The 13366-nt window shown below is 52.4% G+C and carries 11 protein-coding genes; 3 read left to right on the top strand and 8 right to left on the bottom strand.

Annotation, left to right across the window (positions count from 1 at the left end; translation table 11 throughout):
• Position 1 precedes the first annotated feature (1 nt).
• A complete protein-coding gene (locus ACO0LC_RS23300; protein ID WP_423007617.1) occupies positions 2-916 on the bottom strand; it encodes a DMT family transporter in 915 nt (304 codons plus the stop codon).
• Between the two features lie 395 nt (positions 917-1311).
• On the opposite strand from ACO0LC_RS23300, the gene ACO0LC_RS23295 reads away from it, so the two are divergent.
• Both ACO0LC_RS23295 and kdsA read left to right on the top strand, forming a co-directional pair.
• Complete coding sequence (locus tag ACO0LC_RS23295) at positions 1312-2310, top strand: hypothetical protein (RefSeq protein WP_423007615.1); 999 nt, start codon at positions 1312-1314, stop codon at positions 2308-2310.
• A 54-nt stretch (positions 2311-2364) separates the two neighbouring features.
• Positions 2365-3210, top strand: coding sequence for a 3-deoxy-8-phosphooctulonate synthase (gene kdsA, locus ACO0LC_RS23290; protein WP_423007613.1), 846 nt, complete (start codon positions 2365-2367; stop codon positions 3208-3210).
• A 140-nt stretch (positions 3211-3350) separates the two neighbouring features.
• On the opposite strand, the gene ACO0LC_RS23285 is transcribed toward kdsA, so the two are convergent.
• Entirely contained in the window at positions 3351-4901 is a 1551-nt protein-coding gene (locus ACO0LC_RS23285; protein WP_423007611.1) for an alpha/beta fold hydrolase, read from the bottom strand.
• Positions 4902-5179: 278 nt separating this feature from the next.
• Here ACO0LC_RS23285 and ACO0LC_RS23280 point away from each other — a divergent pair, with 278 nt between their 5' ends.
• A complete protein-coding gene (locus ACO0LC_RS23280) occupies positions 5180-6172 on the top strand; it encodes a proline dehydrogenase family protein (protein WP_423007609.1) in 993 nt (330 codons plus the stop codon).
• 21 nt (positions 6173-6193) lie between these two features.
• Here ACO0LC_RS23280 and ACO0LC_RS23275 read toward each other — a convergent pair whose 3' ends face one another.
• The 6 genes from ACO0LC_RS23275 to ACO0LC_RS23250 all read right to left on the bottom strand — a co-directional run bounded on the left by ACO0LC_RS23275 (position 6194) and on the right by ACO0LC_RS23250 (position 13365).
• Positions 6194-7021 carry an AraC family transcriptional regulator gene (locus tag ACO0LC_RS23275; RefSeq protein ID WP_423007607.1) on the bottom strand — a complete coding sequence of 276 codons (828 nt, stop codon included), beginning with the start codon at positions 7019-7021 and terminating at the stop codon, positions 6194-6196.
• A 283-nt stretch (positions 7022-7304) separates the two neighbouring features.
• A complete protein-coding gene (gene waaC, locus ACO0LC_RS23270) occupies positions 7305-8306 on the bottom strand; it encodes a lipopolysaccharide heptosyltransferase I (protein WP_423007605.1) in 1002 nt (333 codons plus the stop codon).
• A gap of 179 nt (positions 8307-8485) precedes the next feature.
• Positions 8486-9862 (bottom strand): phosphomannomutase/phosphoglucomutase, encoded by a 1377-nt coding sequence (locus tag ACO0LC_RS23265; RefSeq protein WP_423007603.1) that lies wholly within the window; start codon positions 9860-9862, stop codon positions 8486-8488.
• A 25-nt stretch (positions 9863-9887) separates the two neighbouring features.
• Entirely contained in the window at positions 9888-11819 is a 1932-nt protein-coding gene (locus tag ACO0LC_RS23260; protein ID WP_423007601.1) for a polysaccharide biosynthesis protein, read from the bottom strand.
• A gap of 15 nt (positions 11820-11834) precedes the next feature.
• Positions 11835-12398 (bottom strand): sugar transferase, encoded by a 564-nt coding sequence (locus tag ACO0LC_RS23255; protein ID WP_423007599.1) that lies wholly within the window; start codon positions 12396-12398, stop codon positions 11835-11837.
• 10 nt (positions 12399-12408) lie between these two features.
• Complete coding sequence (locus ACO0LC_RS23250; RefSeq protein ID WP_423007597.1) at positions 12409-13365, bottom strand: UDP-glucose 4-epimerase family protein; 957 nt, start codon at positions 13363-13365, stop codon at positions 12409-12411.
• Position 13366 lies beyond the last annotated feature (1 nt).

Below are 13366 nucleotides of genomic sequence, written 5' to 3'. Positions count from 1 at the left end.
TTTATGTCCGACGGAAATTCACCAATACAATACCACCACACACCAGTACTGCACCCAGCGCAAAGCGCGGACTAATGGGATCGTGCATAAGAATGACACCAGCGGCCACGCCGAACAAGGGTGTCAGGAAAGAAAAGACAGAAAGACGCGAAGCCAGGTAGCGTCGCATCAACCAGAACCAGGTCAGGTAACTGGCAAAAGCTATCACCACCGTCTGGAAAAACAGGCTGACGATGCTGGTCATATTCCATTGCACAGGCAGGCTCTCACCGCGTAGCATGACAAATGCCAGCAAGATCGCCGCACCTACTGCCAGTTGATAGAATAGCGTGGTCGTTGGTTCTGCTTCAGACAGGCTGGATTTGCGTATGGTAATCGTGGTCGCTGCCCATAGTAGCGCTGCTGCCACACCAAAACTGTCACCGATGAGCATGTCGGCCACATCACGCTGGCTACTGCCTGATGTATCAAATAAGGCACCGGAGAAGGCAATTGCAACTCCTGCAAAGGCTGACAGTATGCCCAGCCACTGCGTCGATTGCAGACGCTCAGCCGGTATCAGCCAGTGCAGGCCCAGCACAGTAAAAATAGGCGCTGTATATAAAAACACTGACATATGCGAAGCTGTAGTGTATTTCAGCCCCAGCGATATGCATAAAAATTCGACAGCGAATAAAATACCCGCCGCAATACCGGGCATGAGATGCTTGTCGCGCAAAGAAAATGGAAGCTTTTTAACAAGTATCAGCAGCAACACCAGCACCGCCGCCAGCCCGGACCGCAAGCCCAGCTGCATACTGGCACCGATAACAGGCGCCGCCAATTTAACCGCCACCTGTTGCAAACCCCAGCACAGGCAGAGCAAAAGCATAAGCGATATGGCAAAACCATCAAGATTTTTACGATGAGCAGACATCAAGCTTGGGGAGTGTGGGCGAAGAGGTGGGAATATACCTGAAAACGGTACTCAAGAGTGCATGTCTTGCTCGAGGTTAATACACAGCAGAGGATGTGCTTTTTTATTAACAATGGATGCAATCCTTTTAAATTTTGTAATTATTTGTCTCTAATGCAAGTTCTTTGACTTTGCAGACAGGGTAATCTGATACCGGCAAGACGCTAAAATTGTCGCTCCTGCGCAGGCACTAGCCCAGAGGCGTTCGTTGCTAACCATACTGCTTGAAAAGTGAATAAAGCTGAATAAGCTGCTTTGCACTTTCACAAAACCACCCCCATAAAATGATATCCTATGCCTCTTAAACAACATGCAAGGCTCATGTTGAGCCACCCACCCATCTGGAAATGAAATAGATGAGCACAGATATCTTTTGGCAAGCACTGGCAAACTCCCAGCCACAATTGCAACAAATGGAAGCCCGCGATGCGATGGAAGCCATCAATGCATTACTGCAACCCCACTTCCCCAACCTGGCTGCAGAACTGCAAGGCAAGCCTGAAGATGGCGTATATGACCTCATCATCACCGCACACGGCGCAACTGAGCATTTTCAGGATGTCATGTCGCTCACGCAGACTGCGCCCAAACTGACCATGTTCCCCAATGTGACCGCCTTCCGGGCGCGCACAGAAATGGGCGAGTTTGGCATGTCCATGGATAATTTCAGCCTTAGCCCATCCGAGGTGCTGGTTGGCCATTATGCCGACGCGGGCAGGGTGGGTTTGCAATTATGGTTTGCCAAACCGATACCGCAAGACATGGTCGATCATGCCAGGCACATGTCCTTCATCCTGCTCGACCATGCCATCGGTGAATATGATTTCGCCATCAAGATAGGCCCGGTAGAGTTCATGGAAGACGAAGCTGAACAAGACACTGTCAGCCTGGCCGCCTTCCCGGCTGTGCTGGATAGTTTCTGGCGCGACGAACTTGGACATACTGCCCTGTTCCCCACCGGTGAAAATGAATGGACAGGTTTTGAGCTCGTCAGCAACACCGACCCCGACGACAAACTGCTGGTACAACGCAATGAATCTGCCATGTCTTTGGTCGGCAGGGCAGACATGCTGTGGCGGGTGCAAGTCGATGTGGTACTGGATCATAAAGATGATCTGGAAGCCGCACGCGAGTTTGAAGACCAGCTCGAAACCCTGCTCGCGCAAACCCAGGAAGGCATCACCAGCCAGATCACCCTGCACGGCAATGTGCGTAGCATGAACTGGCATGTCAGCGATGTAGAAACTGCCCTGGCCAAAGCGCACAAACTGGCACAAAACTTTGCTCCAATGGAATTTGAGATCAGCAGCGAATTTGATCCGCAATGGCAGGATTATTTGCGCTGGGTATCCTGAGCATATTCAAAAATACCGATAAGCCTGCACACTATTTTAAGAACTGGAATCATCTTGACTATCGTAGCCATCACCCCACAAATTCAAGCCAGCAACCAAAGCCCCTTCGTCCTGTTCGGCGGCATGAACGTGCTGGAATCCAAAGACATGGCCTTGCGCGTTGCCGAAGAATACGTGCGCGTCACCAGCAAGCTGGGCATCCCCTATGTCTTCAAGGGCAGCTTCGACAAGGCCAATCGTTCTTCCATCCATTCTTACCGCGGCCCTGGCCTAGAAGAAGGTTTGAAGATATTTGAAGCCATCAAGGCAGAATTTGGCGTACCCCTGATCACCGACGTGCACGAGCCATGGCAAGCCGCGCAAGTGGCAGAAGTAGTCGATGTCCTGCAACTGCCAGCCTTTCTGGCGCGCCAGACTGACCTCGTCGTCGCACTCGCCAAAACCGGCCGTGTCATCAACATCAAGAAGCCGCAATTTCTGAGCCCTTCCCAAGTACAGAACATCGTCGAAAAATTCAGAGAAGCAGGCAACGAGCAACTGATACTCTGCGACCGCGGCACCTGCTTTGGCTACGATAACCTGGTGGTCGACATGCTGGGTTTTGCCGTCATGAAAAAAGTGACGAACAACCTGCCCGTCATCTTCGACGTCACCCACGCCCTGCAACAACGCGAAGCTGGTGCCGCAGCCTCCGGCGGACGCCGTGAACAAATAGTCGAACTGGCGCGCGCAGGCATGGCGACTGGCCTGGCTGGCCTCTTCCTTGAAGCACATCCTGATCCAGCGCAAGCCAAATGCGATGGCCCCAGCGCTCTGCCACTAGATAAGCTGGAACCTTTCCTGGCGCAGTTGAAATCGCTGGATGATTTGGTGAAGTCGTTTGCCAAGCTGGAGATTTGAGACTGGTCATCTTGATGAAATACATTTTATAAAATGAAACTGGATGATGGGGACATCCAGTTTGCATAAACGCAATCAAAATTCCACTTAGCCCGGATAGGGCATTGACAAGTCGCACACAGATAAGTAAGGCAGAGCACCTATAGAGCTTTGTGTTCTTTTAAATACTTGATGGCATCTTGATTTTTGGAGTCCAGTTCAAGAACACGCTGATAGCTTTTGATGGCCTCCTGTATGTGTCCAGCCTTCGCCAGTGTTTCTGCCAGGCCATCTTGCAGGAAGGCCTGATCTGGATACAAGTGAGTGCCAAGACGGAAGATTTCACGGGCTTGCTCCAAACGGTTTAATTGGAACAATTTTATCCCCCAACTGTAAATCTGATCGGAGTCCAGTTTGAATGTTGCGTCTTGCGTCACAAACTGACTGTAGATCGGGATGGCCTTATCGAAGCCTTTATTTGCCAGGCTTTGTGCGAAATTCTCTTGCGTGACTGGTGCGACATCTTTTTTCCGGCGGATGTCGGTGATGATCATGTGTGGCGGTGCCTTGTTCGCGATAGGTGTATTGTTGATGAACTTGAGTCCGGCAGCATCGTCCTTTAGATAAGCATCAAGAAAATGTCTGGTGTAAAGCATCGTCCAGCTGTGGGCCTGCGATATTTCATCGCGTGTGTAATCACCAAAGTCTTGAGTGGGTACAAGGCGCATGGCAAATGAAGTAAAGTTGATGTGCTTCATTGGTAACATCGTGATGATATAAACGTCTGAATACTTCATTTCGTTCATGAATGAATAGTAAGTGCCGTTTTTCTTGCTATTCAATGTCTCTACGGTCTTGGGTTGCGCGCCCACGAATAGCATAGGTATGGCGACTTGCTTGGGTGTTACATATTTTGCTGCATCCTTGCCGCCATCAACGAGCTGCGGGAAATAACGTACAGAGCCATCAAGACTGACTAGCGCCTTGATACGCGCGTCTTTCGCCGCAGCGTAGACGTTTGACAGTCCACCCCAACTAAAGCCGATGACGGCTACTTTACTTTGGTCTGCTTGTGGCAATGTGCTGGCATAGCCTATGAGATAGGAAATGTCAGCAGCCTGCGTTTCAGCGCCGTCCTGGTCTATCCCTATCCCTGGTGAGTGAGCGCCTAGCGACGCGCTGGATAATACAATGTACCCCTGGCTGGCCAGGTATTCGCAGAGGTCGGCATTTTCTGTAGCCGATCCAGAATAACCAGGTGCGTAGATCACAACGGGGAAGCGACCGCTTACTGGCCTGGCATCACGCACTGCTTGCATGGATTGTGCGACATCGCGCAGCAGTGCGTCACGGCGCATGCCACTATTGCCTTCGATACGCTCATCCGTCATGCGCTTTACCTCCGCTGCGCTGCGCGTGAAATCATCTTCAGTAGGAATGGTTTCGAGATATTGGCGATAAGTTAGCGGTGTGCCGCCGCGCACGGCCGGATACCACATCAGGGTTTGTACAGGACGCGAAAGCTCACCGGTGGAGGCTTCGCCAGTCGCTAAATCTACGTTTGTTTTATACAGGCGTGACCTATCGTATTGCTGGATAAGTTTCACGCCAACAGCATGCGGTCCAAACTGGTTTGAGAAGCTAAAACTATCTGCGGCAGCAAAAACAGAAGCAGTATGGAAAAAAGCCAAAATGAGGAATAAGCGTGTCATAAGTATTCTGGTAGAAGTGAAGACTCCAGCTGTTAAGCATAATATATGCCAAAATATAAACGTCTGATTTTAAATGATTTCTTCATGAATACGCTGTCTGCGGACGTCCGTCGACCGGGTAGGTGGACATTCATTGACAGGTGCAGCGATCAGCATTGCGCCACCCGGGAGTATTGTGTACATCAGCTTTGAGGTGGGCGAAGGGCAGTTTTCTTCAATACTTTGACGAAGTATCCCGCCACCATTGACTCCTTTCCATTTTTAGATCGGAGTTGAGCATGAAAGAATCAAGTTTGCCAAAATTTCCAGCGGCATGGCAGCCATTAGTTGCGCAGGCAGCGAATGGGCTTCGACAATTGGCGCTGGATGAAGAAGCCAAGGCACGGTTTTGTTATGATCCAATCTTACGTCCCTATATGCAACGCGTGGCCAAGCGCTATGTCGCTGGGGAGACCATTCCTGATTTGTTGCGGCGCATAGAGAAAATCAACGCAAGAGGCCATGCCGGATCGGCTGAATACATGGGGGAGAGCTGCCGGAACGAGGGCAAGGCGCTGGCAGAAACAGCCATATTCCTTGAATTGATTGCGGCTATCGATAGACTGGGCTTGCGCTGTTCGATTTCCCTGGACCTGTCGCATGTGGGATCCGTGATTGATGTGGAACTTGGTTTTCAAAATGTGAAACGCATCGCTACAGCCGCGGCAGCAGTGGGACGTGAGGTCATGATTTCCATGGAGGGGTCGGATCGTGCTGATAATATTTACGCCACCTATGGCCGCTTGCATACGGAGGCGGGTCTCAGCAATGTCGGCATTACCGTGCCCGCCAAGCTGCATCGTACCGCACAAGACCTTCCGGCGCTGATGATATATCCGGGGCGGATACGCCTGGTCAAGGGCGCATTTCTGGAGGCTGAGAATATTGCTTATAGCCGCGATAGTCCGGAACTGGCAGCCTGCTATCGACGTTTCGCAAAAGCCTTGCTGACGAGCGGCCATCAATGTTCGATAGCGACGCATGATGGTCAAATTCAAGAAGAATTATCTGCTTTTATTTCAAGCGAGGATATACGTCGCGATCGCTATGAATTTGAATCGCTGATCGGTCTTGGTACTGATTTGCTGGATAGCTTGCAGAAGCGCGGTTTTACTACACGGGAATATGCAGTGTTTGGCGAAGAATATTTTCTTTATGTACTCAACCGCATTGCAGAGGAACCTGTGCGGCTATATCAGGCGCTCATCGACGTCATGGAAGCATCATCATAATTCGCTTATGACGGTATGAGTCTATCCGCGACCCCGATACTGACCTGGTGTGGCTGCCAGATGCTGTTTAAAGGCGCGCTGAAAATGCGCCTGGTCTGAGAATCCTATGTCGACGGCTATGTCGGCTATGGCATGGCCGCGCCTGAGCTGGGCGCGGCCCTGTTGAATACGGTGATTGATCAGATATGCATGAGGCGTCATGCCAAATTGATGCTTGAATGCGCGTATCAGATAGGCTGGCGATAAGGCGGCAGCGGCACAGATTTCTTCAAGCTTGAGTGACCGCTTGAAGTTTTCCTTGATGAATTCTGCCGCGCGCATGAGCTTGATGTTGGCATCCTTGTTGCTGGTGGATACTGGATCAAGCCGGTTTTGCAGCATCGAGAAAAAATCGATGACAGCGCCATGTTTTTGCAATTGATCCGCATGTTCATCCGCCAATATTGCACATAGGGTAGTCAATTCCGCAAACGGGGAATTGGTCGATATTGTTGAAAACGGCCTGAAGTCAGCATTGGCACTAAAGCCAAGTTCCTGCTGAAGCGCCGCCAACCATGCATGATTGATATACAACATGTGGTAAGACCAGGGCTCGTCAATGACGGGGTTACAGGCGTGCATCTCTTCAGGATTGATAATGACGACCGTCCCCGCACCTACCTGTTCTTTCATTTTACCGTTGAGGTATGTACTCTTCCCTCCAGTGACTGCGCCGATGGAAAAGCTCTCATGCGAGTGCTTCGCATAGCCTATGCTGCGTGCGCCCTTGATAGACCGCATTTCGACAAAAGGCAGCTTTTCGTCATGCCAGAAATTGGGTGAGGCGCTGTGGCTGGAAGGGGCGGCCATGGTTCGCGGTATATTGACAGGCGGGGTTTTATTTTACCGTATCTGGCATTTTCCTGACATCTCGGCGAATGCTAGAAAAGGGAGTAGCTGTCGGGCTACCCAGGCTGGCCTGAATGACTTACGAAGGCATTTGAAAATTTAATGTGTAAATTTGTACGGGCATGAAGTAAATACCTTATGTGACGTACTATGAACGCCACTGGAGCGCCAGCCCGGTGGATTCCAGCTAAAGGCACGCTGGAATGACGTTACTAAGTGGAAGAGTTTATTCCTAAGCGCCCGGCTATTGCAGTGTACTGATTGCGCTCATTAGGACTCTAATCGCCCCTCTAACCTCGTCAACAGTCGCAGGCTCCCCACTATCCCCAAGATTAATAATCTTGTCCGACCAGTTGCCCTCAGTCTTCCAGCGCGGTGACGCGCAGTAGATTTCTATGGTGGGGGTTTCGTAAGCTGCGGCGATATGCGTCAAGCCGGTATCGACACCGATGGCCAGGCGTGCTTTTTGCGCGAGCAGGGTTGCGGCTTGCATGGATAGTGCAGGTAAGACAGTCGCATTCGGCATGATGGCAGCCATGGCTTCAGCTTCGGTTTTTTCTGCAGCGCTGCCCCAGGGCAGCAGTATTGGTAATTCGTAGTTTTTTAATTCTGCGGCAATCGCTTGCCAGTGATCGCGTGGCCATTTCTTGGCTGCACCTGCCGTGCCATGGAAGAACACCGCATACGGTGTAGAAGGTAACCAGGTGCGCTGGTCAGCAGGTATATCGGGTGCCTGCAAGCCAAAGCTGGCAGACGTGTTGACGGTATAGCCGCCGGCAGCAGCAGCAACCAGTCGGCCGCGCAGGACGGCGTGGGTGCGTTTGTCTACCGGCACGCTGATGTCATGGAAAATTCTGGAAATGCCTTCATAGCCTGAGCCCTCAGTGCCATTGGCGAGGCCGACTTTCTTGCCGCCTTTGACGGTCTTTGCCAAGCCCATGATGATGCCGGTTTTCAGTAGGCCTTGGGTATCTAGTATTAGGTCATATTGCTCTTGCCTTAACTGGCGAAAGAAATTCTTGATCTCTTGCCGCGTTGCCGCCTTCCCCAGACTCTTACGCCAGCGGCGCAGGGCGAAGGGGAAGACCTGGTCTACTCCGGGATTCAGGCGCACCAGTTGCACATAGGCTTCTTCCACCACCCAGTCTATGCGCGCCTGCGGAAACTGGCGACGCAGGTCATCCACGATGGGCATATTATGCAAAACATCGCCCAGCGACGAGACACGAACAAGAAGTATTTTCACTTGGATAGTAAGACCGAAAATCTCACCACAGAGACACGGAGACACAGAGGTAGCACAGAGAAAAAACAAAGGCGTGAAGAGTCATTAGCAAACACTTTCAGCTTAAATTATTTTCTCTTGTTTTTCTCTGTGCCTCGGTGTCTCTGTGGTGAGCTTTTATGTTTTAGGTTTGAATAAAATTAATATGGCAAGACAGCATCTGGCTTAACAGCCAGTACAGCCTGCTTCATTGCGCCCTGTATGCGTGTCAGTGCTTCGGGGTTTTCGGCTTCGAAGCGCATGACGATGACGGGGGTGGTATTGGATGAGCGGGCCAGGCCGAAGCCGTCCGGGTATTCCACGCGCAAGCCATCGATGGTGATGATTTCATCGGAACCAGGGAAGTTCGCATTCACCTGCATGGCAGCGATGATCGCGAAGTTTTCGGCTTCGGCCAGTTGCAATTGCAGTTCTGGTGTTGAAGTCGATTGTGGCAAATTGTTCAGTGTGGCTGTCATGTCGGCCACGCGGCTGACGAGTTCCAGCAGGCGGGCACCGGCATACAGGCCATCATCAAAACCATACCAGCGGTCTTTGAAGAAAATGTGGCCGCTCATTTCGCCACCGAGAGGTGAGCCGGTTTCGCGCAGCTTGGCCTTGACCAGGGAATGGCCGGTTTTCCACATCAGTGGTACGCCACCGCGTGCCTTTACCCAGGGGGCGATATGGCGGGTGCATTTGACGTCATACAAAATCTGCGCGCCGGGGTTGCGTGTCAATACGTCTTCGGCAAACAGCATGAGCTGGCGGTCTGGGTAAATGATCTGACCATCCTTGGTGACTACGCCAAGGCGGTCACCGTCACCATCAAATGCCAGGCCGATTTCTGCATCGGTGGTTTGCAGGCAGCGTATCAGGTCTTGCAGGTTTTCTGGGTGGGCAGGGTCTGGATGGTGGTTAGGGAAAGTGCCATCGACTTCACAGAACAGTTCGATGACTTCACAACCCATACCGCGATACAACTCACCGGCAAAAGCTCCAGCCACGCCATTGCCGCAATCAACGGCAATTTTCAAAGGGCGGGCAAGCTTGACGTCACCGATGATGCGTTCAAGGTAGGCTGCCTTGATATCATGCGTGCGATAACTGCCATCGCCTTGCTTGAAGTCTTTGTTCAAAATGGTTTGGTACAGCGCCTGTATGGCATCGCCATAAATGGCTTCGCCAGCCAGTACCATTTTGAAACCATTGTAGTCAGGCGGGTTGTGGCTGCCGGTGACCATGATGCCGGATGTGGCGCCCAGCACATTGGTGCCAAAGTACACCATGGGGGTGGCGACCACGCCCAGGTCGATAACATCAACGCCAGTCGATTGCAAGCCCTTGGCCAGTGCCGTGATGAGATCAGGGCCGGACAAGCGGCCATCGCGGCCTATGACCACGGTTTTCTCGCCCTTGGCGATGGCGGCGCTGCCGAAGGCCTGGCCTATCAGTTGGGCAACTTCGGCATCCAGGGTCTTGTCGATGATGCCGCGGATATCGTAGGCTTTGAATATGCTGGGGGAAAGTAGGGACATGATTATTTTTCTATATTAAAAAGATTCAGTGGAGCAGCCCGTTGGCTGTCAGGTCTTCAGAACCAGTTTGCTGGGCTTGCCAGATCAGGTCTTCAATACCGCATTGTGGTTCATATTCTGCCACTATTTGCAGCAACAGGGCGCGGATTTGCGCATAATCAAAGGCGGCGCAGGCTGCATTTAATTCCTGCAACAGGGTATTGAGTTGATCCCATGGCAACTCATTTTCCTGGGCGCGCATGATCAGCGGGTGCGAGGTACCTTCCACATTGTCGCCTATCAGCAATTCTTCATACAGTTTCTCACCGGGGCGCAAGCCTACGTGCTGGATTTCTATGGTGCCGTCTGGCGTGGTTTCACTTTTCACTTCGAGACCACTCAGGTGCACCATGCGGCGCGCCAGGTCGATAATGCGCACGGGTTCGCCCATGTCGAGCACAAACACATCGCCGCCTTCGCCCATGGCACCTGCCTGCAAGACCAGTTGTGCAGCCTCGGGTATGGTCATGAAGTAACGGGTGATCTCGGGATGGGTCAGGGTGATAGGGCCACCGGCCATGATCTGCTTGCGGAACAGAGGTACGACCGAACCGGATGAGCCCAGCACATTGCCAAAACGCACCATGCAAAAACGGGTATGTTGCTGGCGACGTGAACAGGCTTGCAAGATCAGTTCTGCCAGGCGCTTGGTGGCACCCATGACATTGGTTGGGCGTACCGCCTTGTCGGTGGAAATCAGCACAAAATTCTTGACCCCGGCGGCCATGGCAGCTTGCGCGACGGACAGCGTACCAAACACATTATTGCGTATGCCTTCTGCCGGATTATGTTCTACCAGCGGTACATGTTTGTAGGCAGCAGCGTGGTACAGGGTTTCAACTTCACAGGTGGTGAAGATGCGGTCCAGCTTGGCGCTATCGAGTATGGAACCCAGGAAGGGCAATATTTCTACATCCAGCTTCAGTTGCTGGCGCAGGCCAGTCAACTCCTGTTCTATCGCGTACAGGGCATATTCCGACATTTCCAGCAAGACCAGTTTGGCCGGGCGCTGGCGTAATATCTGACGACATAGTTCAGAGCCGATAGAACCACCAGCTCCGGTCACCATGACGCGTTTGCCGGTGATGCATATGCTTAGCAGGCGGGCATCTGGTGCTACCTGGTCGCGTCCCAGCAAATCTTCTATCTCGACTTCGCGTATATCCTGCACGCGCAATTCGCCATTCACCAGGCTTTGTATTGATGGCGTGACCTTGATCTTGAGCTTAAGAGGTTCGAGCTGGTCGAGTACCTGTTTTTGTCGCGTCTTGCTGATGCTGGGCATGGCCAGCAAAATTTCGCGTATGTCGTGGCGCTCGGCCAGGTCCTTCAACAATTCAGGCGCAAACACCTTGACGCCGCCTATGGTAGAACCCTGTATGGATTTGTTATCGTCGATGAAGGCGGTGCATACATATTCACCACCGGCACGCAGGGCAGTCGCCAGTTGCGCACCAGCCTTGCCCGAACCATAGATGGCAATGCGGGTGGCGTTCTCGGCCATGTCAGCCTGCAACAACCAGGCCCTGGCCAGAAAACGGCTGGCACCCACATACAGGATGGAACCGGCCCAGAAAAAACCAAACACGGCACGCGACAAAGGCGTGATATGCAGCATCACCGCCACAAAGGCCATGAACAGCACCGACAGGGTGACACCAAAGACCACCACGCTGATGATTTTTTGATCGATGAAACGGATCACGGCACGGTACAAGCCTATGCGTATGAATACCGGTATGGCGATCAGGGAAGAAGAAACGATGAGCCAGAAGTAATGGTTGAACAGGCCGGTATTAAAGCCTTCATAACGCAGCCAGATCGCCAGGATAAACATCAGCGGCAGGCAGATGGCATCAGCCAGGGCAGCTATCACCTGTTTTTGCAGGCGGGGCAGATTGAGTACGGATTGCATCATGGTAGCCAGCCCTTATTAATGAGTAACACCGTCACGACGCACTACCTTGTAAAAGGTCAGGAACAAGATGCGTATATCCAGCATGAAGGACTGGTGCTGCAGGTAATAGGCATCCAGGTCTACTTTAACAGGTATAGGTAATTCATCCCTGCCATTGATCTGTGCCCAACCTGTCAGGCCAGGCGGGATAGTATGCACTTGCTTTTCTGTGCGCAGGGCAATCAGGTCGTCTTGATTGTACAAGGCTGGGCGGGGGCCGACAAAGCTCATGTCACCATTGAGTATGCTCCACAATTGCGGCAATTCATCCAGGCTGGATTTGCGCAGGAAAGAACCGATGGGCGTCAGGTATTGATCAGGATTAGTCAGCAGATGCGTGGCAACGGCGGGCGTATCGATGAGCATGCTGCGGAACTTGGGCATTTTAAAGATGGCATTATTGCGCCCGACACGGTCTGACCAGTAGACGATGGGGCCGCGGGAAGTCAGCTTGACGCAGATGGCCACGATGATCAAAGGCAGGATCAGGAACAGGCTGGCTGTCAGGGCAAGGACGAGATCAAAAAGACGCTTTAACATAATCACATATTCATTCAGAGGGTAGTGCTGCTGCTGTGGCTTGCAAGCCTTGTTCTACGGTATAAGGAGGCGACCAGGCCAACAGCTCTCTGGTCTTGCTGATATCGACTTGCAATGACTGGCATAAACGCTCAGCGACACTTTTCTTGCCCAGCATGCTGGCGGCGAGCGTCAATAGGCTGGCTGGAAAAGGGAATAGCCTGGATTTCACCTGCAAGGCTTGCGCGCAAAGGCGAAATAATTCTGTCGTCGATAAATCCCTGCCATCCGATGCCAGAAATATCTGGTTGCGGGCCGCCGGATGCAAACGGCAATGCAGGATGAGATCGACCAGATTGCCCAGATACACCAGGCTGCGCTGGTTGTGTATGCTGCCCAGTGGCAGGGGCAGGCCACGTCGCACACCACGCAACATGCTCAGGAAATTGGCTTTGACGCCAGGCCCGTAAACCAGGGGCGGGCGTATGATGGTCACCACCATGCTGGTTTCCGTGGCCAGTTGTAGCAGTGCCTGTTCGGCTTCCTGCTTGGAAATGCCATAGGCATCTTGCGGCATGGCCTGATCGTCGGCACTGAATGGATGGTCAGGTAAAGTGGCTTCACCATTCACCTTGACTGAACTCAGGTAAATAAATTGTTTGACACCGGCCGCGGCCGCCTGGCGTGCCAGTTGCAGGCTGGCGTCCACATTCACAGCACGGAATTGTGCCAGAGGATTGTTGGCGGTCTCTTGCATGACATGCACCCGCGCTGCACTATGGATGACGATGTCCACGCTTTGCAGATGTGCAGACCAGTCAGTGTCAGCCGTCATATCCGCAATCAGAGGATTGCGCATTTCTGCAGCCTGCCAGCCCAGCGGGCGGCGGGTAGGACAAATCAGGCTTGTATCCGCAGCCAGACAGGCGCGGGCGAGAGCCTGGCCGACAAAGCCACTGGCACCAGTCAACAAGATGTGCTGCTTCATA

It is taken from the genome of Undibacterium sp. JH2W, assembly GCF_049340425.1.
Taxonomy (GTDB): domain Bacteria; phylum Pseudomonadota; class Gammaproteobacteria; order Burkholderiales; family Burkholderiaceae_D; genus Undibacterium.
This window is presented reverse-complemented; position numbering and strand designations above follow the sequence as displayed.

Excerpts from the sequence above, each read along its gene's own strand:
- ACO0LC_RS23295 (WP_423007615.1), top strand. The coding sequence starts at position 1,312 with ATGAGCACAGATATCTTTTGGCAAGCACTGGCAAACTCCCAGCCACAA.
- ACO0LC_RS23300 (WP_423007617.1), bottom strand. The coding sequence starts at position 916 with ATGTCTGCTCATCGTAAAAATCTTGATGGTTTTGCCATATCGCTTATG.
- ACO0LC_RS23280 (WP_423007609.1), top strand. The coding sequence starts at position 5,180 with ATGAAAGAATCAAGTTTGCCAAAATTTCCAGCGGCATGGCAGCCATTA.
- ACO0LC_RS23265 (WP_423007603.1), bottom strand. The coding sequence starts at position 9,862 with ATGTCCCTACTTTCCCCCAGCATATTCAAAGCCTACGATATCCGCGGC.
- ACO0LC_RS23250 (WP_423007597.1), bottom strand. The coding sequence starts at position 13,365 with ATGAAGCAGCACATCTTGTTGACTGGTGCCAGTGGCTTTGTCGGCCAG.
- ACO0LC_RS23255 (WP_423007599.1), bottom strand. The coding sequence starts at position 12,398 with ATGTTAAAGCGTCTTTTTGATCTCGTCCTTGCCCTGACAGCCAGCCTG.
- ACO0LC_RS23285 (WP_423007611.1), bottom strand. The coding sequence starts at position 4,901 with ATGACACGCTTATTCCTCATTTTGGCTTTTTTCCATACTGCTTCTGTT.
- ACO0LC_RS23260 (WP_423007601.1), bottom strand. The coding sequence starts at position 11,819 with ATGATGCAATCCGTACTCAATCTGCCCCGCCTGCAAAAACAGGTGATA.
- ACO0LC_RS23275 (WP_423007607.1), bottom strand. The coding sequence starts at position 7,021 with ATGGCCGCCCCTTCCAGCCACAGCGCCTCACCCAATTTCTGGCATGAC.